This window comes from Selenomonas sp. CM52 (assembly GCF_000292955.1).
Classification (GTDB): Bacteria; Bacillota; Negativicutes; order Selenomonadales; family Selenomonadaceae; genus Selenomonas.
The window spans coordinates 14943-36682 of sequence record NZ_ALNM01000023.1 but is presented as its reverse complement, the minus strand read 5'-3'; the positions used below and the strand labels follow the sequence as shown (position 1 = coordinate 36682).

Sequence of the window (21740 nt, the reverse complement as noted above, 5' to 3'; positions counted from 1 at the left end):
CGGCGGCGCCTCCTGTCTTCTTCGCGTATTTTGATCTGGGAGACTGTTTTGAAAGAAGAAACTATTCAACAAGTTGAAACGGATGTTTGTGATTGGGTATATCTGAAACGACTTCCTCCAATGCTTGAAGGGTTTTCTTATCGAAGGGATATGCATGTCGAGGAGGACATATATGCGTTGTTTTCCTATGAGAACAACGCCATGCATCGTGCCGCTTCGGCATATTATCATGAAGAAACGAAGGAATATAAGCTGAGCGTGCAGATCGGTCTGACGAACTTTTGCCGCATCGAGTTTATCGCTCCGAATATTGCTGCTTTTGAAAAACGCCTTGATGAGCATTTGAGAAAGCTGCTTGTGGAACTGGTTACATTCGACCCGAAGACCATCAGCAGCATCGTATGCAAGAAAAAAATTATGGAATGGGAATACGGAAAAAGCCTTCCCACTGAATTGGAGGGCTTCGAGCTGTTCATTGCGCCGGAAAAGCCGTTGAAAATCACAAATGGCTCGTATATCATCTTGGATTATTCTGACTTTTCCATCGCGAGCAACTTCGTCATTTATTACAATATTTTTCGCGATGAATTTTTCGGTGAGGGAAGGGTGCATGGCATTCCTGAAATCAATTACCTTTTTGATTCACACGATCTTGCAGGACTCGCCACAAAGCTGGAACATCATCTTGCTGCACGTCTGCAAGATATTCGACAAAAGGCAACGGAACAACAAGGATAGGAGGAATTCCCTTTCATGTCGTTTTCAAAAGAACTTCTTACATTGAAGGAACGCGTCTTGGACGAACTTGCGCCTTCCTTTCGAAGAATCGAGCAAATGAGCGAAGAAAACACCTTGAAAGTTCTTACTGCAATGCGCGAATGCAAGGTGTCCGATATACACTTCAATACATCATCAGGATATGCCTATGATGATATTGGCAGGAGCAAACTTGAAGAACTTTATGCAAAGGTCTTTGCCGCAGAAAGCGCTTTGGTGCGCACGCAGTTTGTTTCCGGTACGCATGCTCTGGCTACCGTTCTCTTCGGCATTTTGCGTCCTGGCGATAAAATTGTATCACTGACAGGGACGCCTTACGATACCATGCAGACGGTCATCGGCTATACGGCGTCCAGTTCAGGCTCCTTGAAAGAGTATGGCATCCTTTACGATGAACTCCCCTTGACCGAAGGGCGCGTGGATGTGGAAAGAATTGCCGATGTGCTCGATGAACGAACCAAGATGGTCTTGATCCAGCGCTCACGCGGCTACAGCAAACGCCCTACATTGCTCATCGAAGATATTCGAGAAATTTGCAATCAAGTCCATCGTCTCAGACCCGACTGTATTTGCTTTGTTGACAACTGCTACGGCGAGTTCGTAGAATCCCTTGAGCCGACGCAAGCAGGCGCCGACATCATGGCCGGCTCCCTGATCAAGAATCCGGGCGGAGGACTTGCGCCCACAGGCGGTTATATCGTTGGCCGCGAGGATCTCGTAGAGCTTGCTTCCTATCGCCTGACAGCTCCAGGCATGGGGGCAGAATTGGGGGCATCTCTCGTCAACAACCGTCTGTTCTTCCAAGGTTTGTTTCTTGCTCCTCATGTGGTATCTCAGGCACTCAAAGGCGCGTTATTTGCTGCAGGTATTTTTGAAAACCTTGGTTATATGACATATCCGAGAATAAGCGACGAGAGGGGAGACATCATCCAAGCAATCGAACTTGGCACAGCGGAAAAACTCGTGGCGTTCTGCAGCGGCGTCCAAAAGTACTCGCCAGTTGATTCCTTCGTAAAACCCGAGCCCTGGGATATGCCGGGATATACGGATCAAATCATCATGGCGGCAGGAACCTTCGTGCAAGGTGCGTCCATCGAATTCAGCGCCGATGGGCCTTTGAGATCGCCGTACAATGTCTATCTGCAAGGCGGTCTGACCTTTGAGCAAGTCATGTTCGGCATTCTGGGAGCCGCCGAAGAAATCAGGCAGCTTTCTGCAGAATAACGAAAACGCCAGCTAGGAATATTTTCCCTAGCTGGCGTTTGGAGACGATACAGCCGTGTTGAATCGTCAATGTTTCCCTAGAAACGGCGATATGTACCGATCACTTTTCCGAGAATCCTGACATTTTTTTCGTAGAATGGTTCCATTTCGTCATTCTCCGGCTGGAGGCGTATGCAGTCCTTCTCCTTGAAAAAACGCTTGACGGTAGCGCTGCCATCATCAACCAAGGCGACGACGATGTCATTGTTGTCTGCTGTTTCCTGCTGCTTGACAAAAACAAAATCGCCGTCATGAATCCCCGCATTGATCATGCTGCGTCCTTTCACGCGCAAAACAAAGACTTTGCTGTGCGTGCCGATGAGTCCCTGAGGAAACGAGAATACATCCTCTATGTTTTCCTCGGCCAAAATCGGGATGCCGGCAGTCACAACGCCGACGAGGGGAACGGAGACATTTCGTTCCCATGGCTTATCCTCAAGAATGTCGATGGCTCTGGGCTTTGCGGGATCTCGCTTTATTAACCCCGATTCTTCCATTTTTGCGAGATAACCATGAACCGTGGAGCTGGATTTCAATCCTACAGCATCGCCGATTTCGCGCACAGATGGCGGATAACCTTTTTTCGCCAGAAAATCTTTGATATAAGAAAAAATCGTTTGCTGCCACTCTGCCGAAGTATGACGTCGTTTCATTTCAATCACCTAGATGTAAATAAAGAAAATCAATCCGTTGCTTCCATTATAACAGACATGTCATATTTATGCTATAAAACAATATGTGGTAGAATGTTCATGGAACATGCAGGATACTTCTTTCGGCGTTGTTTTATTGAAAACGTTCTACTGCAGGTGCTTCTGTTTGCCCTTTTTAAGGGTCCGATTTCATTTTACAACTAACCTTATCACATTAGTCGCAGTTTGAGGTATTTCCTCTTTTGACAACTGTGCGCTCGTGTTATAGAATCCAAGGGAGCACTTTCGCGAATCTTGATGCAATACGATATTCAGTATGAGGATGGTGAAAAAATGCGGTTCTATCATGGTTTATGGGTGGTGTTCTTTCTCGGACTTTTTCTTGTCTTGCCGATGGCGGCAGAGGCGCAGGGCGCTTTGATGTCCGAGGACTTCACCGTCAAGGGCATAGCGCTCGGCGACTCGGAGGAGAAGATGCTCGCGGCTTTCGGCAAGCCGGATTTTGACAAGGATCGCATGGTCTGGGACATCCACATGCGCTATTATACATTCCCCGATGGCTACGAAGTCGGTATTTCTGCCGATACGGGCAAGGTCGCGGACATGCTCGTCAAGAGCAAGGACTATACGGCGCGTGCAGGCGTGCGTTACGGCGCGACTGCGTACAAGATTCGCGCGACGTTCGGCGAGAAGGAGCGCACGTTTCTTGACGGCAGCGTCTGCTATGTCTACGAGAATCCGCAAGATCAGCGCCAGCGGCTCATTCTCAGCGTTGATGCGACGAACGGCAGTCTGCGCTCGTGGCGCTTGACGAGCCTGCCGCTGACGGAGGAAGAGGCGGACGCTCTGACGGATGAGGAGAGGAGCGAATGGGAGAACACGGATCTCCATGCGCTTTCCATGGAAGGCAGGGATATTGACATGAGTGCACTGGCAAAAGATAAGACACCGACGCTTCGCTGGGAAGGCCGCGAAAGGGAGGCATCTTGATGCTCCATCTCAGGAGTTTGACATTGAAGGGGCGTGTTTTCCGCTATCTCGGCATCCTGCTCGGCTGTCTCATCAGCAGTTCGTCGATCAACCTCTTCGTCGTGCCCGCGCACCTCTTGTCGGGTGGCATCGCGGGCATTGCGATGATTTTCTACTATCTCTTCTCGCTTCCCATCGGCGTGCAGATGTTTCTGTACAATCTGCCGCTTCTCGCGGCGGCGTACAAGACGCTTGGGCGCGAGTACACGCTCGATATCGCCTTTGGCACGGTCCTCTTTTCTTTCTGCGTCGATGCAACGCGCTTCTTGAATGTCTATGCGCCCGTGCCCGATACGATGCTCGCGGCGATCTTCGGCGGCGTGCTGAACGGCATCGGCTATGGCATCATCTTCCGCATGAACGGCAGTTCGGGCGGTTTCGACATCGTCGCCGCCATCGTGAAGAAGTATTACTCTTTGAACATGGGCAGCGTGATCTTTGCTTTCAACTGCGTCATCATGCTCTTGGCCGCCGCGCTCTTCGGCGTCATGCCCGCGCTCTACACGCTCATCTGCATGTTCATGAATTCTGCCGTGACGGATCGGGTCGTCGCGGGCTTCAACAGCCGCAAGGTCGTGCTCATCATCTCCGACCATGTACAGCCGATTTCGGAGGCGATCATCTGCGAGGTCGGGCGCGGCGTGACGTTTCTGCATGGGCAGGGCGCGTTTACACGCAAGGAGCGCAACGTGCTCTTCCTCGTCTGCTCACTCACGCAGATCAGCAAGGTCAAGCTCATCGCGAATCTCATCGACAAGAACGCCTTCATGATCGTTCTTTCGGCGAACGAGGTCATGGGCAGGGGCTTCACGATGCCCGGCATGCATCTGAAGGCGATGCTCAAGGAACGAAGCAAGAGGATTTTTTGACTTATGGGCGATTGTCTGCTAGAATCATTAAGATAGGTGTTCAATACTTTCGGAGTGACGCCGCAAGGCGCTCTCTATCATCAGTCTGCGCCGCGAAGGCGGCTGCGGGAACGAGGAGTGATACGGATTGCTCGGATTCATCAAGCGATTCCTGGGAGATAACAACGATAAGGAAATCAAGCGGATGCGCGGCATCGTCGACGTCATCAACGGTCACGAAAAGGCGCTCGAAAGCCTCAGTGACGATGCGCTTGCAGGCCATACGGGAAAGTTCAAGGAGCGTCTCGCAAACGGCGAGAGCCTCGACGATATGCTTCCCGAGGCGTTTGCCGTCGTGCGCGAGGCGTCGAGGCGCGTCCTTGGCATGCGTCATTTCGACGTGCAGATGATCGGCGGCATCTGCCTGCACGAGGGCAAGATTGCGGAGATGCGTACGGGCGAGGGCAAGACGCTCGTCGCGACGCTGCCCGTCTATCTCAATGCGCTCGAAGGCAAGGGCGTGCACATGGTCACGGTCAACGACTATCTCGCACGGCGCGACAGCGAGTGGATGGGGCGCGTCTATCGCTTCCTCGGACTCTCCGTCGGCCTCATTGCGCACGACATGGATTTCCCTGAGCGAAAGCTCGCCTATGCGTCCGACGTTACCTTCGGCACGAACAACGAGTTTGGCTTCGACTACCTGCGCGACAACATGGTCATCCATCCGCAGCAGATGGTGCAGCGCGACCTCCACTATGCTATCGTCGATGAGGTCGACTCGATTCTCGTCGACGAGGCGAGAACGCCTTTGATCATCTCAGGTCCCGGGCAGAAGTCGACGGACATGTACGCTGTCATGGCACGCGCCGTCGCTCAGCTCAAGGAGGGCGAGGACTACAAGCTTGACGAGAAGCAGAAGACCGTTGCGCCGTCCGATGAAGCCGTCTTGAAGGTGGAGCGCATCGTCGGCATCAAGAACCTCTACGCGCCTGAGAATCTGGAGCTCTCGCACTGCTTCACGGCAGCTCTGCGTGCCAAAGCTCTGATGAAGCGCGACCGCGACTACGTCGTGCGCGATGATGAGATCATCATTGTCGATGAATTCACGGGTCGTCTCATGGTGGGCCGCCGCTATTCGGACGGACTGCATCAGGCGATCGAGGCGAAGGAAGGTGTGAAGATTCAGCGCGAGAGCCAGACGCTCGCGTCGATTACCTTCCAGAACTACTTCCGCATGTACGACAAGCTCGGCGGCATGACGGGCACGGCGAAGACCGAAGAGGACGAGTTCCTCAAGATCTACAAGCTGCCCGTCGTCGTCGTGCCGACGAACCGTCCCGTGCAGCGCGTCGACGAGCCGGACGCCATCTACAAGACGAAGCGTGCGAAATACCGTGCCGTCGGACAGGCGGTCGAAGAGATTCACAAGACGGGACAGCCGATCCTCATCGGCACGACGTCCATCACGCAGTCGGAAGAGCTCAGCGCCATCTTGAAGAAGCACGGCGTCGAGCACAACGTCCTGAATGCCAAATACCACGAGAAGGAAGCGGAGATCATCAAGGACGCAGGTCAACGGGGCGCCGTGACGATCGCGACGAACATGGCGGGACGCGGCACGGACATCCAGCTCGGCGATGGCGTGCAGGAGCTCGGTGGCCTCTACATCCTCGGCACGGAGCGCCACGAATCGCGGCGTATCGACAACCAGCTGCGCGGCCGCGCGGGTCGCCAGGGCGATCCCGGCCGGTCGAAGTTCTACTTGTCGCTGGAAGATGACCTTCTGCGTCTCTTCGCGTCGGACAATATCGCCTCCATCATGGATCGGCTCGGCATGGACGAGAACGATCCGATCGAGCACAAACTCATCACGCGTTCGATCGAGCGTGCACAAAAGAAGGTCGAAGCCAGAAACTTCGACATCCGCAAGCACGTCCTCGAATACGACGATGTCATGAACCAGCAGCGCGAGGTCATCTATGCGGAGCGACGCAAGATTTTGCGCGGCGAAGACCTCAAGGAAAACATCTTCTTCATGCTCGACAAGATCATCGAGAGCGAGATGGATCAGTACGCGAACGCGAAGCTATATCCTGAGGAGTGGACGCTCGCTGGACTTATTGAGGACGCGGAGAAGATCTACGCGCCCGAGGGCAAGCTCAAGAAGGAAGAGCTTGAGGCGATGAGCCGCGACGAGCTGGAAGAAACGCTCAGGAAGACGGCTCACGATGCATACGCGGCGCGTGAGCAGCTCTTCGGCGAAGAGAACATGCGCGAGCTTGAGAAGGTCGTCATGCTGCGCGTCGTCGACAATCATTGGATGGAGCATCTCGATCGCATGGACATGCTGCGCGAGGGCATCAATTTACGCGCCTACGGGCAGAGAAATCCGCTCGTCGAGTACAAGATCGAGGCGCTCGACATGTTCGAGGCAATGGAGGCTGCGATTCAGACGGACATCGCAAAGCTCATGTACCGCGTGAGCATCGTGACGCAGGAGCAGCAGCAGCTCCAAGACCGCCTGCAGACGGCGCGCGCCTCGCACGGCGAGGAATCCAGTGCCGCCGAGACGAAGAAGAAGCCGCAGCGCAACAAGAACGACATCGGGCGCAACGATCCGTGCCCGTGCGGCAGCGGCAAGAAGTACAAGAATTGCTGCGGCAGGAACAAGTGAGACAGAGTTTTCCCGCTTGCGGGAGAGCAGCGATAAGGAATAGATTTCCCGCGAGGGAAAGCGCTACTACGTAAGGATGTGACAAGATGCTCGAAGATTGGAAGCCGGAGATTTTGGCGATGCAAGCGAAGCTCAAGGAAATGGGGGATTCACTTTGACGTCGCCAGAAAGGAAGAAAAGATAGCCGAACTCGAATACAAGATGGGTGAGCCGACCTTCTGGGACAATGCGGAAGAGGCGCAGAAGATCAATCAGGAACTTGCCGCGATCAAGGGAAGCGTCGACAAGTACAAGGAGATCGTCTCCAAGACGGACGATGCACAGGCGCTTCTTGAAATGGCGCTGGAAGAAAATGATACGAGCCTTGAGCCTGAGGTGCAGGCGGAGTTTGAGACCATCAAGACTGCCGTGCGCGAACTGGAGCTCGAAGTCCTCTTGTCCGGCCCTTATGACGCGAACAACGCGATCCTCACGCTGCACGCGGGCGCAGGCGGCACGGAGGCGCAGGACTGGACGCAGATGCTTCTGCGCATGTACGGCAGGTGGGCGGAGCGCCACGGCTTTTCCGTCGTCACGGCAGATCTGCTGCCCGGCGACGAGGCGGGCGTCAAGAGTGCGACGCTCTTCATCAACGGGCACAACGCCTACGGGTATTTGAAGTCGGAAAAGGGCGTGCATCGCCTCGTGCGCATCTCACCCTTCGATTCCAATGCGCGTCGTCATACGTCGTTTTCTGCCTGCGACATCATGCCGGAGATCGACGATGCCGTCGAGGTCGCGATCAATATGGCGGACGTGCGTGTCGACACCTACCGCGCTTCGGGTGCAGGCGGTCAGCACATCAATAAGACGTCGTCCGCCGTGCGCATGACGCACATGCCGACGGGCATCGTCGTGCAGTGCCAGAACGAGCGCTCGCAGCTGCAGAACCGCGAACAGTGCATGAAGATGCTGCGCGCCAAGCTCTTTGAATTGGAGCAGGAGAAGAAGGAAGCCGAGATCCAGAAGCTCGAAGGCGATCAGCAGAAGATCGAGTGGGGAAGCCAGATCCGTTCCTACGTATTTCAGCCCTACACGATGGTCAAGGACATGCGCACAGGCATGGAGACGGGCAACGTGCAGGCGGTCATGGACGGCGATCTCGACGCCTTCATCGAGGCCTTCCTCGCGGCGAAGGCGAATCATGAGATTTGAGATTTAAGGTGATGTTTTGCGCAAACTTTTGATGCTTGTTGCAGGCGCTGCGGCAATCCTTCTCGTCTTTGGCGAAACTTTGCTGCCCGCATGGGCGCGGCAGACAGCAGAGACGATGCTCAGGGATCGCGGGGCAGAGAGCGCCGAGGTGACGGTTGAGAGCACGCCCGGCATCCTGTTCCTCTTGGGACAGATCGACATTCTCAAGATTGATGCGAAGGGGCTTCGCATCGGCGATTTGCGCATGGAGCGCGTGCAGCTGACAGGAAGCGGCGTGCATTTTTCGTCGCGAGATCTTTTCCTCGATCACCGCGTGCATCTCATTTCTGCCGAGGATTTGAAACTCACGGGCGTCGTTTCCGAGGATGCTCTGCGCAATCTTTTGGCGAAGCGCATCGACAAGCTTGACAACATCAAGGTGACGATTGACGAAGATGGCGTGCATGCGACAGCGGAAGTGAAGATCTTCGGGCGCATGGCGGATGTCGTGCTCGAAGGGAAGATCGTCGAGGACGCGCAGGCGCTGTACTTTCACATGACGCGGCTCGACATCAAAAACGCCTTGATCGGCAAGGCAAATCTCGGCGACATTTTCGGCGACATTCAGATCGCGAAGCTCGATGCACTGCCCTTGAAGACGCGAATCGAGAGCGTCGAACATAGGAAGGGCGCCATCGTCGTACGCCTCTCTGCCGGAGGGAATGAGGAGTAGGATACATGAAGCAATTTCAATACAACAAGGTGCTCATCGCCTTCATCTTCGTCGGCCTTGTCGCGGCGCTCCTCATCGACGTCGCACGCTGGCGTGCGGAGGAGGTCAACAAGCAGGTCGATCTCGCCATTGACTACGAAGATCTCGTGCAGCTTGCCGAGCAGGAGGGGAAACCTGTCCCTGAAGTGCTGCAGGCGGCGAAGGAAGCGGGCATCACGTCGCTCGCCGTCTACGAGACGACCTTCAAGAAGCTCAACGCAAATGGAAAGGTGACGGCGCTCGCGGGAAGTGAACTCGTAGCCAATTACCATGCGGGGATCTTGACCGATCCCGCGTGGCGCACCCTCATCGAGAACGGTACGATCAAGGGATCTGACGTCTGTGTCGTCGGGCATGATGCGCGTACCTACAAGGAGGTCAAGGAGGACTTGCTGCGCCGCCTGGGCGCTGCTCGTGTGAACGCCGTCACAGTCAACGGCGTGGAAATCCTCGTCGTCAAGGCGAATTACGAAACCTTCCTCAAGATGGATCTCGGTATGCCGACGGACGAGATGCAGGCGGTCAATGACGCCGGCTTCTTCGTGCTCGCACGTCCGACGAATTATCTGGGCTGCACGCCCGACGATGTCGATGCCGTGTTCCGCCGTCTGGAAGACTACCGCATCTCGGAAGTCGTATTCTCCGGCTCGCAGATGCTCGGCGCTCCGAAGTCGCTGCAGACGACGATCGATCGCTTCAAGGAGCGCAATCTCGTCCTCGGACTCATCGAAGATACGACGCAGCTGCAGTTCTATAAGCAGGACGGGCTTTCCGAGATCTCCAAGGGCGTCGGCTACGACCATGTCACGCGTCTTTACACCATCCCGAAGGACGAGCAGCCGAAGCTCAAGATCGAGACGGCGGTCGAGCGTTGGGCGAACACGGACATGGAGCGCAACATCCGCATCAACCTCCTGCGCATCTACGAGAAGCCTGCGCCCGGCATGACGCTCTTCGAGACGAACATGCACTATATCAAGGCGACGGCAGAAGCTGTAGAATCACATGGCTTCACGCTTGGTCCTGCAGGGACGTTTGAAAACTGGTATGCGCCGCGTCCTCTGCGTGCCGTGCTGATGCTCGGCGTAGCGGCGGCTGTCGTGCTCTACCTCTCACTGATCACGCACCGTCTGCAGCCGAGGATGCTCTACGCACTCTTTGCTCTGTTGGCGTTCGTCTTTGCCGCGCCGATCCTCATGGGCAGCGGTGCGAAGATGCGACTTCTCGCGGCGTTTTTGAGCGCGAACCTCTTTCCCGCGCTCGCCGTGATATGGCAGCTCGACCGCATTCGCACCATGGAGCCCGATACGAAAGCGCCGCTCTGGCGCATCATCGGAACGGCTGCCGTCGCCCTTTTTGTGACGGGGGCGCTCTCCTATGTCGGAGCTGCATATCTGTCGGGGGCGCTCGCTGATGTCGAGTACTTCCTTGAGTTCAACATCTTCCGCGGTATCAAGCTGACGTTTGTCCTGCCCATCGTCCTCGTCGCCATCGCATTTTTGACGCGTTACGACGTCTTCGATGGCAGAATGGCGGAGGGACAGGGCGCTCTCACGCAGCTTCGCCAGATTCTCGATATGCCCGTGAAGCTCAAGTCCCTTCTCATTTTCGTGCTCGTGGCTCTTGCCGCCGTCGTATTCGTCGCACGTTCCGGTCATACGTCGGGCATGCCCGTCTCGGGGCTTGAGCTGAAGTTCCGTGCCATCCTGGAGCAGGCGTTCTATGCGCGGCCGCGCTCGAAGGAGCTGATGATCGGCCATCCGGCCTTCATGCTCGCCGTCCTCGCGTGGTGCCGCAAGTGGCCGACAATGCTGCTCTTTGCGCTCGTGCTCGTAGCGACGATCGGTCAGGGATCGATGGTCGAGACCTTTGCGCACATGCGCACGCCCGTTTACATGTCCTTTGTGCGCGGCATCGGCGGCATCGTCCTCGGCTGCGGCATCGGCGCAGCTCTCATGGTGCTCGTGCACCTCGCGCAAATGATACTATCTTCGGCAAAGGAGCGTTTCTCAAAGGAATGAGCAACATCGTAGTATCCGGATATTACGGCTCGAAAAACGCCGGTGACGAAGCCATGCTCGCCGCGATGATCGAGGTTCTATCCGAACTGGACCCGCAAACGAATATCACGGTGATCTCAGCGAACCCTCCGGATACGAAGCGCCGCCACGGTGTTGAGGCTGTTTCATGGCTCTCGTTTTCCGATATATGGAAGGCTTTGCGCGCTTCCGACCTCCTCGTGTCGGGCGGCGGCAGTCTGCTGCAGAATGTCACGAGTCGCCGCAGTCTCTATTACTACATGGCGATCATCGTCCTTGCCTTTCTCGCCCGAAGGCCCGTCATGCTCTACGCGCAGGGCATCGGCCCGATCGAGGGCTTCTGGGCGCGCACGATGATGCGGCTCATCGGCAACGGCGTGCGCCTCATCACCGTGCGCGACCACGGCTCTTTGGCAGAGCTTGAGGCCATGGGCATTCATCGCCCTAGAATCGTCGAAACTGCCGATCCGGTGCTCGCCATCAATCCCGTTGCGAAGGATATGGGATGGCAGATATTGCAGTGGAACGGCGTGACGGACGACAAGCCGCTCGTCGGCATATCCGTGCGCGAGTGGAAGGGCTGGCAGCGCTACAAGGAAGCCTTCGCTGAGGCGGCCGACCGCATCGCCGTCGAGCTTGGTGCGAATCTCGTCTTTCTGCCCATGCAGTATCCCGAGGATGTCAAGACGGCGGAGACGATCGCTGCGATGATGAAGCAGGAAGCCATCGTTCTCGACGGCGAGTTTTCGACAGCGGAGCTTCTTTCACTCGTCGGCAATATGGATCTGCTCATCGCGATTCGCCTTCATGCCTTGATTTTTGCGAGCGTCATGGGCGTGCCGCTCGTCGGCGTATCGTACGATCCGAAGATCGATCGTTTCCTTGACTCCATCGGTGAGATGCCCGCCGCGAAACTTGAGACCATCACGGCAGATGAACTCATGGCGGAAGTGTGGCGCAAGTGGCAGAAGCGCGATACGCTTTGCGAGAAAAATGCCGCTCTCTTGGAAGACCTGAGGAGACGCGCATTTCAAAACGCTGAGCTTGCCGTGGGAATCCTGCGAAAGGGTGCGTCTTCTCTGGAAAAGAAGAATTGAGCGAAATGCAGGAGAAGAGCTGTCGTTGGAATCATCGCGCATTCCAGCGACGGCTTTTTTTACGGTGCAAGAAAATATCGGAAAATTTTTCAGAAAAATACCAAAAGATAAAAGGAATTTTCGCTTTGATATAGAAGTAGACAACAGAGGAAAAAAGTTCGCTTGGAGGTGTTTTATATGGGCAGCATCAACAAAATTCTCGTGCCGGTCGATGGTTCTGTCAACGGCTGCAAGGCTGTGGATGAGGCGATCGCCTTTGCGGAGAAGTGCAATGCAAGTCTCGATTTCGTCTATGTGGCGAGCAACATCAACAAGGATATTCCGAGCCATCTCGTCTTCGACCGCATCTGGGAGAAGATTCCCGAGAACATGAAGGCGACGCGGCATGTCGAGACGGGCAACGTGCCGAAGGCGATCCTGAAGATTGCCGACTCGGAAAAGAGCGACATGATTATCATGGGCAGCCGCGGTCTCGGTCTCTTCAAGGGCGCTTTGATCGGCAGCGTCAGCCAGAAGGTCGTCGAAGAGTCGAAGGTTCCCGTCATGGTGGTAAAGTAAACGGCGGACAATAAGCAGAAAAAGCAGCCTCCGCAAAGGAGGCTGCTTTTGTCTTGTCTGCGATGATGGGTGGAAGTTTTAGAATACTAAGTAGTATAAAAGCAGATTTGCTACACCGTACATTTACTTCCGATAATTTATACTTATCGGAAGTAAATAAAACTCTTAGAAAAGATGGGAGACCTATCGTGAATAATATCCCGCAGCTTTATTTCAGCAAACTTATGCGAGCTGTCGTCGAGTTTCAGCTGATCGAAGACGGAGATCGCATCTTGATTGGGATTTCCGGAGGCAAGGACAGCATATTTCTTGCGTATGCGTTAGCCATCCTGCAGAAACGTATGAAGAAGAAATTTTCTCTTTGCGCCTTGACGATCGATCCGCAATTTACGGAAGATTTTCCTGTTGCGCGCATCGCTTCATTTTGCGAGGAGATCTCCATTCCCTTTGAAGCCGTTTCGGTGAATATAGCTGGCACCATTGAGGAGACGCCGGAAAAAAATCCTTGTTTTACCTGCGCATTTTTTCGGCGCGGCGCAATCAATCGCTATGCGCAGGAACATGGATGCAACAAGGTGGCTTATGCGCATCACAACGATGATGCGGTGGAAACATTGCTCATGGGAATCTTGTATTCGGGCCAAATTCATACATTTACGCCCAAAACGTATCTTGATCGCTCCGGCATCACAGTCATTCGTCCGCTCGTCTATTTCCGTGAATCGGAAATTCGTGATGCGATTGCTGTTCACGGGTTCAGCCCCATCCCCGCTCCATGTCCGCTCGATGGAACGACGATGCGTCAGGAGGTCAAAGAGCTGATTTCTTCATGGGAGAAAAAGGATCCGCAAATCTACCATCATTTAGCTGCTTCCATGCGCGAAAATGCCGTCGGAGAATTGTGGCCGCGCATACAGACGCGAGATGAAATGTTGGAAACATACCGTACATACAAGAAAAATCCTGTACCTGAAAAATGAGTACAGGTGGAAAAATCTCGCGGTCAGAGCAACCCCATCATGCGATGAGCCTGCGGGATGACGCGGACGTTTACCAGATGTTCGGCGGCTTCCGCTTGCAGATGCAGAAGTTTTTTTGCCGTTGGCGCATGCACGCCGCCAAACGGTGTTGCAGGCTGTATTATGAAGAGGATCTGCGGTGCGATGTGCGCGATGAGATGTACCGCCTCTTGAAACTCTTCTTTTTCCGTATTTTCTGCGACGACGATCTTTACATAGGCGTCATGATTGTGCAGCAGCCGCAGAAAGTGACGATGCTCTTCCCATAGAGGCTTTCCTGTGACGCTAGGCAATTTGATATCCATGCTGATGTAGGAAATTATGTCGAGAATGCTCGCCATCTCTTCATAGAGCGTGCCGTTCGTTTCGAGGAAGAACGGCACATTTACCTCAGAGGCAAGCGCACGGATGAAGGCGGCATGAAGAAGCGGCTCCCCGCCTGTCAAACTGATGGAATGATGACGCACCGGCACTACGAAGGCGCGGATTCTTGCCGCAACTTCCTGAACGGACAATGGATTGGGCAATTCTTCATACTCGCCGCATCCTGGAATCGCTTCCACTCGACAGGAACGGGCAGGCTGAAATGCAGTATCGCAGAAGCTGCATTTGATATTGCAGCCCGCAAAGCGCAAAAATACTTGCCGGGCACCGATGTACTTTCCTTCTCCCTGTATGGAGGAAAATATTTCGAGGATGTTCTCTTCCATACGTTCAGTCCTCGGTGTATGTCACGCAAGCGCGCGGCGACTCCCAGACACAGACGGCAGCAAGATGCACGGAGTCGTTGCAAAATATTTCACGCTGCTTTAGCTCTTGGTAGATATATCGAGCGATATTCTCTGCCGTTGGATTGATCTCTGAAAAAGGTTCGAGCTCATTTAAGAAGCGGTGATCGAGTGAATTTACGACTTCTTGGAGCATTGCTTTCGCCGCCTTGAAGTCTATGAGCATCCCCAATTCATCCAATCTGCTGCCGGAAATCTTCAGTTCTACCTTCCAGTTGTGTCCGTGCAGGCGGTCACATTTTCCTGGATAATTCACGATGCGGTGTGCAGCTTCAAATTCTTCTTCGACCTTGATTTCAAACATAAAAATCGCTCCTTGGAAAACAGGCTGCCGCAGAGATTGCGGCAGCCTGTCAATGCTTATTGATTGGATACATCTCGTCCCATCGTCGTATTCTTTACGTTACCGACGATGTCGTCGTAACTCATGGCTCGCGTATGCTGCGTATGACTCCATTCATGTTCGTTTCTATGGATGAAACCGAGGAAGATGATGGGTACCCACGAATAGATGAATACGGGGTAAAGCAGCATGTAGAACCAAGCCTTCCATTTGACTTGAATCTTGAGAAGGATGATCATGGGCAAGATGTATTGACCGAGCATGATCGCCGTCATGAGCTGGGAAGGAATGATATTGTAGATGTTCGTGTAGAACGGCGGAAATGCTGATTGTATGTAGCTGATAACGATGAAGAAGGTGGAGATCATCAAGAAGTGTGGCTGCAGGAGGTAGAGACAACCATCCAAGATGCGTATGTCACGACGCTTGATCCCCTCTCGCAGCATCTTCGGAATGTAGCGATGCGCCACGTCGAATTGTCCTTGTGCCCAACGTTTGCGCTGTCGCCATGACTGCATGAATGTCAGCGGCTTTTCATCGTACACAATGGCGTCGTGCGCCCATGTCGTCTTGATTCCTTCCGCCAAGGACTTCATCGTAAATTCCATGTCTTCCGTCAGGCATGTGGCACGCCAACCGTAGCGCTCAAGGACGTCCGTTGTAATGCACATGCCCGTACCGCCGAGCACAGCGGAAAGCCCGATGTTCGTCTTTGCCAAATGACTGATATGGTCGATGACCCAGAAAGCGATGGCAAATGTCCCCGCCACCCATGTATCGTAAGGATTTTTGGCATCAAGGTATCCTTGAATGATGCGATCGCCCTTACAAAGTCGGTTGTTCATTTCCATAAGGAAGCGTGGGTGTACGAGATTGTCTGCATCAAAAACGACGACGGCATCGTATTTCTTTTCCATCTTGAAGAGGCGCTCGAACATCCATTCCATGGCGAAGCCCTTGCTCTTTTTCGTCGGATGCGTCCTTTCACAGACGATACTGCCGTAACCGCGTGCAATTTCTGCCGTGTTGTCGTCGCAGTTGTCGGCGATGACAAAGACATCGTAAAGTGTCTTTGGATAATCCAACGATTGTAGATTTTGCAGCAGCTGCCCTATGACAGCGCTTTCGTTGTGCGCGGCGATAATGACGGCGAAGTTCTTTTTCGGCGTCAGGATCTTGTTTTCCTTTCTGCGCCACATGCCGCAGAAACCGATGAAAAAGTAGTACAGTGTAAACAAGAGTATGATGACCTGCAAAGGAACCATCACGATGTCAAACACATGATTCATAAAAGTCTTTCCCCTTTATTTCGCGACAAATGATGTCTTATTTCCGAAAAAGCAGCGACAAGCTGAAATTGAAAAGACCAAAGACAGAGTATGTGCTGAAAACGGCAAAGAGAACAGCACTCACGATTGCTTCGCGTCCGAGGAAAAGGATCGCGGCAAAAAAGAGTACGGCGAAAATTTTTGAGGCAAGAAAGATCTTTTCTCCCTTCCCCTTGAAGTCCGGATAGTGCACCTCACTGATCATCAGGTAGGCAACAACGATCATCACGAGAGGAAATGCAGGCTCAAGGGATGACGTCTCCATGCCAATGGACCGAAAAAACCAGATGGCCGTTGCAACGAGGCAGCCTCCCGCTGGAATTGCAAGACCCATGAAGAAACCGTGCACGACGGCGACATTCACATTGAAACGAGCCAAGCGCCAAGCGCCGCAAAGAGCGAAGGCGATGGCAACCGCCCAGCCAAAGTAATCGAAATCCTTGAGACAGTAGGTATAGGCGAGAAAAGCTGGCGCGACGCCGAAAGAAACGAGGTCACATAGAGAGTCCATCTCCTTGCCAATCTCACTGCTCACGCCGAAGAAGCGTGCCGCCCTTCCATCCAAGCCGTCGGCGACAAGTGCGAGCAGGATGAATACGGTGCTCCAAGTATAATTGGCGTTGTATGTGGAAAGAATCGAACAAAATCCTAGTACCAGATTGGCTGAAGTCAATATATTGGGAATCAAGCTTTTATACATGTCTCACTGAGCCTCCCGATCACGGTTTCGCCGCCGACCACTTTGTCGCCCTTCTTTACAAAGATCTCCACTTCCTCGGGCACGACGAGTTCCGTGCACGAACCGAAGCGGATCAATCCGTACAGTTCGCCTTTTTCCAGTACATCATCCAGCGTGACCCAAGAAACGATACGCCGCGCCAAGATACCGGCAATCTGCGTGACCGTTACGCGCAGACGCGGATTTTCTATGCCGATCATATGGCGCTCATTTTCAAATCCCACGGAATCTTTGTAAGCCGGTTTGAATCGGCCGCAAACATATTTTTGAATCTTGATTTCGCCTTCGATGGGACTGCGGTTCACATGAACGTCAAATACGGAGAGGAAAATGACGACCTTTTTACACCGCTGCTTGAGAAAATCATCGTCATCAAGCGAGACGACCTCCTGTACGGTTCCATCTGCCGGGGAAACGATGGCAAGGGGATCTGAGGGAATCTCCCTCTTCGGATTGCGGAAAAAGTAAGCAAAGTAAAAAGCAAGAACGACAAGCGGTATTGCAAGATACGGATGCACTGCCAATCCGAGAATCCCTCCGAGAACGAGGGCGCTGAGGATGAAGACATATCCCTCGCGAACAACTGGGAATATCGACATAGGCATTACCTCCATACAATATCTATGCAACACAAGAATCTGCAGATACTCAGCATCTCTGCAGATTCAGCATATCAGAAAACTTCTTTTACTAATTATAGACGAGCGCCCTTTCTTTGTCCACTCTTTTTGTATGCCATGACCTTGAATACGAAGCGCGGCAATGCCATGAGCCGCCCCGCTCTCTTCGGCTGCATAGCCCCGCGAAAGAGCCATTCGAGCTTCGCTTTCTGCATCCAGTGCGGCGCACGCTTCATGACGCCCGCCATAACGTCGAAAGTGCCGCCGATGCCCATGGATACAGGAACGGCAAGTTCGTGCAAATGTGCGGCAAGCCACTTCTCCTGCTTCGGAACGCCCAATGCGACGAGCAGTATGTCAGGTTTCGCCTCCTGAATCTCATGAAGAATTTCAGGCTCGTCATCTGAGGAGAAAAAGCCGTTCCGAACACCGACAATTTCAATGCCCGGATAGAGTTTTTCCGCTTTCGTCTTTGCCTTTTCTGCAACGCCCGGAGCAGCGCCGAAGAAAAACAGACGATACCCCTTCTGAGGAGCTTTGCGCATGAGTTCTTGGGCAAGATCGTAGCCTGCGACACGTTCCGGCATGAGATGCCCGAGATGGTGTGCAGCCCAAACCGTCCCCGCACCGTCGGGTACGACGAGGGCAGCATCGTTCAAGATGTTTTTTAGCTCGCGATCATACGTTGCTCGCATGAGCATTTCTGCATTCGCCGTAGCGATGAGGACGGAAGTCCTTTCTTCGATAAAGGTTTGAATCCTTTTGACTGCCTCGCCCATCGTCAGTGAATCGACATGTACGCCTAAAATATCAACCTTTTTTTTCGACATACGGCATACCTCCCACATGAACGGGCATATCCCAAAAATGCTGCGCCTGTTCGATGTCGCGATGAATTTGTGCCACCAGCGCGTCTACATCGGGAAATTTCTTTTCGTCACGGAGTTTTCCCAAGAAGTCCACGCAGATTTTCTGACCATAAAGATTGCCGTTAAATTGCATAAGGTGAACTTCCAAACGACGCTCCACTTCTTCAAATGTAGGATTTGAGCCGATATTGGCGACGCCCGGATAAACAGAATCGTTGAAATGCACGCGGACAGCATAGACGCCGTTCGGCAAAAGCGCATAAGAATCGTCCAAGGCAATATTGGCGGTCGGGAAGCCAAGTTTGCGCCCGCGCTGTTCGCCATAGGTAACAATGCCTGTATAGTCAAGCGGCCACTTCAAATATTGATTGACGAGATCAAGGTTTCCCTCTGCAATCAAGGAGCGGATCCGAGTGCTGCTCACCATCTTCCCATCACGCAGCACGGAATTTCCAATACGGGATACGAAGCCAAATTCTTCCCCCCGCTGTTGCAAGAATGCAGAATCACCTGTTCCTTGGAAGCCGAAGGTGTAATTCGCGCCCACGACGACATAAGCAGGGGAAAAATTCTCCTGCAGCAGTTTGAGGAAACCTGTAGCTGATATAGCTGCGAAATTCTTCGTAAAAGGAACATTCATGAGGATGTCCACACCAAGTTTTTCTATGATTGCTTCCTTTGATGCTGTATTGCGAATCATCTTTGGAGCGCGCTCGGGGAAAATGACAGAAAGCGGATGTTCTTGGAAAGTAAACGCCATACTGACGCCATGGATGTCGGCTGCAAGTTCCCTCGCTCTTTGCAATATGCTTTGATGTCCGATATGGACGCCGTCAAAAGTTCCCAGTGCAATGACGATTCCTTGGTAGGAATCGGATAGATGTTTGATTTTTGAAAATCGCAGCATGGATCAAACTCCCTGTAATCAAAACGCCTTCAATCCGACATCTCTCGAAAGACCTTGAGCGGATAAAGCTCTCGTTTGGCTGCTTCATAGCGTCCCATGCCAAGGAAGCGGTTTCTCCCATAGACACGCAGGATACTTTCCTTGGCATCGAAATCTATGTTGCCCGTCGAGAGTCCGTTGACGAAAGCCGTGATGCGATGTTCCGGCATGTCGAAGCGCGGCAGATGCTCGACGGCCTTCTCCGCAGGAAGAAGCGCCGCTTCACCTGAGCGTGCAAGCTCTTCCAAGGAAAAGGCGTCATGCAGATGAAAATTGCCGACGCGTGTGCGCAGCAGGAATCCCATCGTGGCGAGAATCTTTATGCTTTCGCCAAAATCGCGGCAAAAACTGCGCACGTAAGTGCCTTTTGAGCAGTCCATATCGAGAACGATGCGTGAAGCATGGAATGCAACAAGGCGCAAAGCATGAATCGTCACTTGCCGCAAGGGCATCTCTACGGTCTGATTTTCGCGTGCAAGCTGATACGCCCTTTTCCCTTGCAGCTTAATTGCTGAATAAACGGGAGGCCGCTGTTGGATGACGCCGAGAAAACCTTGCAAAGAGGCAAGTAGTTCCTCTCGTTTCGGCAATGTGAAGGCTTCCATGCGCTCGATGATTTTGCCGCTGTCATCGCCCGTGTCTGTAGAAAAGCCAAGCAGCAATTCCAGGCGGTAAGATTTATCGGTTGAAGACATGTACTCGACAAGCCGCGCGGCGTTGCCAAGAGCGATGGGCAGGACGCCTGCGGCGCCCGGATCAAGGGTTCCCGCATGCCCCACACGCTTCGTATGGAAGATTTTGCGAACCTGTCCCACGACATCATGCGAGGACATGCCCGGAGGCTTCAGCACATTGAGAAAGCCTGCTGCCATCACGATTCCATCGCTTTCTCAAGCGCTTCGAGAACCGTCCTTTTCGCTTCGATAAAATTCATTTTGAGCGTACAGCCGGCCGCTCTCTCGTGTCCGCCGCCAGAAAATGCCGCAGCTACCTTGCTGACGTTCGTTTTCTTGGAACGCATGCTGACGCGGAAAACACCGTCCTCTTTCCACTTCAAGAGAACGGAAACATCCGTGCCCTCGATGACGCGCAAAGAGTCGATCAAGCCTTCTGTGGAATCAAGCGACTCAGCTGCAGCACGATCGAGAAAGATGCCTGCAAGTTTGCCGCCGAAAAGAAGCTCCGCCCCTTCGAGCGCCTTTGCCATGCCGATTACGCGCACAAACGGCTTCGCTTCAACGGCTTCCGATATGATGCCCGGTTCTGCACCGCGTTCCAAAAGATCGGCTGCTGCACGCATGGTGAAGGGCGTCGTATTGGGAAAGCGGAAAAATCCCGTATCCGTCGCCAGTCCCGTATAGACTGCCATAGCGATGTCCTTCGTGATTTTTGCATCCATTTCCTGCAGCAACTGATAGATGATTTCTGCCGTTGCCGCGCTGTCCGCGTCGAGATAGACCGCCGGACAAGCAAGAGCATTCGTGACATGATGATCGATATTGAGGATCCGCGTCGGCAAAAAAGCCTCCATCACATCGCCTATGCGATCAATGCTCGTATCGAGAATGAGCAGCAGGTCGATTGGCTCTTTTTCGCCAGTTTCAGCAACTGTCGGCTTTTCGATGATATTACAGGCATTGAGAAAGGCGAAATTCCTCGGGATATCGTCATCGATGACGACGCGCACCTGCTTTCCCAGATCGCGCAAATAGTGCATGACACCCAAGGACGATCCGATGGCGTCTCCATCGGGATTGACATGCGCCGTAATGACGATGTTCTGCGCTTCCTGAAGCAATGTGCCGGCTTCTTTTAATGAAATCCGCATAATTCTCACTCTTCCGTCTTGTCGTTCCTGTTCAATCCTATCAACAGTTCTTGAATATGCGAGCTGTAGGCAAGAGAATCGTCGAGCGCAAAGGAAATCTCCGGCGTAAAGCGCAGTCGTATGCGTTTGCCGATTTCTCGCCGAATGAATCCCAAGGAGCTTTTGAGTCCCTGCAAGGTATCTTTCAAGGCCTCATCTTTTCCCATGATGCTCACAAAAATCTTCGCTTCTCGAAGGTCTCCAGTCATCTCCACTTTCGTCACAGTGACAAAGCCAATGCGCGGATCTTTCAACTCCTGCAGGATAATCTGACTGATTTCCTGCTTCATCAGTTCCTGCACCTTTTCTATGCGAAGCTGGCTCAATTCTTCTCA

General features: G+C 53.2%; 22 protein-coding genes. 11 read left to right on the top strand and 11 right to left on the bottom strand.

Annotation, left to right across the window (positions count from 1 at the left end):
- Positions 1-48: 48 nt before the first annotated feature.
- A complete protein-coding gene (locus tag HMPREF1153_RS05495; protein ID WP_009645922.1) occupies positions 49-738 on the top strand; it encodes a hypothetical protein in 690 nt (229 codons plus the stop codon).
- 15 nt (positions 739-753) lie between these two features.
- The gene (locus HMPREF1153_RS05490) at positions 754-2001 is read left to right on the top strand and encodes a methionine gamma-lyase family protein (protein WP_009645945.1); all 1248 of its coding nucleotides are present in this window, start codon (positions 754-756) and stop codon (positions 1999-2001) included.
- A gap of 77 nt (positions 2002-2078) precedes the next feature.
- On the opposite strand, the gene lexA is transcribed toward HMPREF1153_RS05490, so the two are convergent.
- On the bottom strand, positions 2079-2693 hold the full coding sequence (gene lexA / locus HMPREF1153_RS05485) for a transcriptional repressor LexA (RefSeq protein ID WP_009645923.1): 615 nt from the start codon (positions 2691-2693) through the stop codon (positions 2079-2081).
- Positions 2694-3050: 357 nt separating this feature from the next.
- Between lexA and HMPREF1153_RS05480 the strand changes: the two genes are divergently transcribed.
- From HMPREF1153_RS05480 to HMPREF1153_RS05440, 9 genes are all read left to right on the top strand, one after another.
- On the top strand, positions 3051-3683 hold the full coding sequence (locus HMPREF1153_RS05480; RefSeq protein ID WP_232208210.1) for a hypothetical protein: 633 nt from the start codon (positions 3051-3053) through the stop codon (positions 3681-3683).
- Complete coding sequence (locus HMPREF1153_RS05475; RefSeq protein ID WP_009645962.1) at positions 3683-4591, top strand: YitT family protein; 909 nt, start codon at positions 3683-3685, stop codon at positions 4589-4591. Before HMPREF1153_RS05480 ends, HMPREF1153_RS05475 begins: the two co-directional genes overlap by 1 nt.
- A gap of 127 nt (positions 4592-4718) precedes the next feature.
- On the top strand, positions 4719-7247 hold the full coding sequence (secA, locus tag HMPREF1153_RS05470) for a preprotein translocase subunit SecA (protein WP_009645949.1): 2529 nt from the start codon (positions 4719-4721) through the stop codon (positions 7245-7247).
- A gap of 86 nt (positions 7248-7333) precedes the next feature.
- Positions 7334-8441, top strand: a protein-coding gene (gene prfB, locus HMPREF1153_RS05465; RefSeq protein ID WP_198003320.1) for a peptide chain release factor 2 whose coding sequence is annotated in 2 segments (ribosomal slippage) — positions 7334-7402 and positions 7404-8441 — 1107 coding nt in all. Because the reading frame shifts where the segments join, the coding sequence is not laid out codon by codon here.
- 16 nt (positions 8442-8457) lie between these two features.
- Positions 8458-9153, top strand: coding sequence for an LmeA family phospholipid-binding protein (locus HMPREF1153_RS05460; protein ID WP_009645943.1), 696 nt, complete (start codon positions 8458-8460; stop codon positions 9151-9153).
- 5 nt (positions 9154-9158) lie between these two features.
- Positions 9159-11213, top strand: coding sequence for a DUF5693 family protein (locus tag HMPREF1153_RS05455; protein ID WP_009645965.1), 2055 nt, complete (start codon positions 9159-9161; stop codon positions 11211-11213).
- A complete protein-coding gene (gene csaB / locus HMPREF1153_RS05450; RefSeq protein ID WP_009645940.1) occupies positions 11210-12328 on the top strand; it encodes a polysaccharide pyruvyl transferase CsaB in 1119 nt (372 codons plus the stop codon). Before HMPREF1153_RS05455 ends, csaB begins: the two co-directional genes overlap by 4 nt.
- Before the next feature lie 177 nt (positions 12329-12505).
- The gene (locus HMPREF1153_RS05445) at positions 12506-12886 is read left to right on the top strand and encodes a universal stress protein (RefSeq protein WP_006192339.1); all 381 of its coding nucleotides are present in this window, start codon (positions 12506-12508) and stop codon (positions 12884-12886) included.
- 188 nt (positions 12887-13074) lie between these two features.
- Positions 13075-13866, top strand: coding sequence for a tRNA 2-thiocytidine biosynthesis TtcA family protein (locus HMPREF1153_RS05440; protein ID WP_009645955.1), 792 nt, complete (start codon positions 13075-13077; stop codon positions 13864-13866).
- 23 nt (positions 13867-13889) lie between these two features.
- Here the strand turns inward: HMPREF1153_RS05440 and HMPREF1153_RS05435 are convergent, their stop codons facing one another.
- The 10 genes from HMPREF1153_RS05435 to rbfA form a co-directional block, all read right to left on the bottom strand.
- Positions 13890-14615 (bottom strand): 7-carboxy-7-deazaguanine synthase QueE, encoded by a 726-nt coding sequence (locus tag HMPREF1153_RS05435; RefSeq protein WP_009645934.1) that lies wholly within the window; start codon positions 14613-14615, stop codon positions 13890-13892.
- A 4-nt stretch (positions 14616-14619) separates the two neighbouring features.
- The gene (gene queD / locus HMPREF1153_RS05430; protein WP_009645935.1) at positions 14620-14997 is read right to left on the bottom strand and encodes a 6-carboxytetrahydropterin synthase QueD; all 378 of its coding nucleotides are present in this window, start codon (positions 14995-14997) and stop codon (positions 14620-14622) included.
- A 56-nt stretch (positions 14998-15053) separates the two neighbouring features.
- A complete protein-coding gene (locus tag HMPREF1153_RS05425; RefSeq protein ID WP_009645933.1) occupies positions 15054-16325 on the bottom strand; it encodes a glycosyltransferase family 2 protein in 1272 nt (423 codons plus the stop codon).
- A 37-nt stretch (positions 16326-16362) separates the two neighbouring features.
- Complete coding sequence (gene pssA / locus HMPREF1153_RS05420; RefSeq protein WP_009645964.1) at positions 16363-17064, bottom strand: CDP-diacylglycerol--serine O-phosphatidyltransferase; 702 nt, start codon at positions 17062-17064, stop codon at positions 16363-16365.
- Positions 17049-17702, bottom strand: coding sequence for a phosphatidylserine decarboxylase family protein (locus HMPREF1153_RS05415; protein WP_009645926.1), 654 nt, complete (start codon positions 17700-17702; stop codon positions 17049-17051). Before HMPREF1153_RS05415 ends, pssA begins: the two co-directional genes overlap by 16 nt.
- Positions 17703-17797: 95 nt before the next feature.
- On the bottom strand, positions 17798-18553 hold the full coding sequence (locus tag HMPREF1153_RS05410) for a WecB/TagA/CpsF family glycosyltransferase (RefSeq protein ID WP_009645919.1): 756 nt from the start codon (positions 18551-18553) through the stop codon (positions 17798-17800).
- Positions 18534-19499 (bottom strand): bifunctional riboflavin kinase/FAD synthetase, encoded by a 966-nt coding sequence (locus HMPREF1153_RS05405; RefSeq protein ID WP_009645972.1) that lies wholly within the window; start codon positions 19497-19499, stop codon positions 18534-18536. The genes HMPREF1153_RS05410 and HMPREF1153_RS05405 overlap by 20 nt, the downstream gene beginning before the upstream one ends.
- A gap of 29 nt (positions 19500-19528) precedes the next feature.
- Positions 19529-20410 (bottom strand): tRNA pseudouridine(55) synthase TruB, encoded by an 882-nt coding sequence (truB, locus tag HMPREF1153_RS05400; RefSeq protein ID WP_037369969.1) that lies wholly within the window; start codon positions 20408-20410, stop codon positions 19529-19531.
- Positions 20410-21366: a DHH family phosphoesterase gene (locus HMPREF1153_RS05395; RefSeq protein ID WP_009645970.1), complete on the bottom strand. Its 957-nt coding sequence runs from the start codon at positions 21364-21366 to the stop codon at positions 20410-20412. The genes truB and HMPREF1153_RS05395 overlap by 1 nt, the downstream gene beginning before the upstream one ends.
- Positions 21367-21371: 5 nt before the next feature.
- A complete protein-coding gene (rbfA, locus tag HMPREF1153_RS05390) occupies positions 21372-21731 on the bottom strand; it encodes a 30S ribosome-binding factor RbfA (RefSeq protein ID WP_006192363.1) in 360 nt (119 codons plus the stop codon).
- Positions 21732-21740 lie beyond the last annotated feature (9 nt).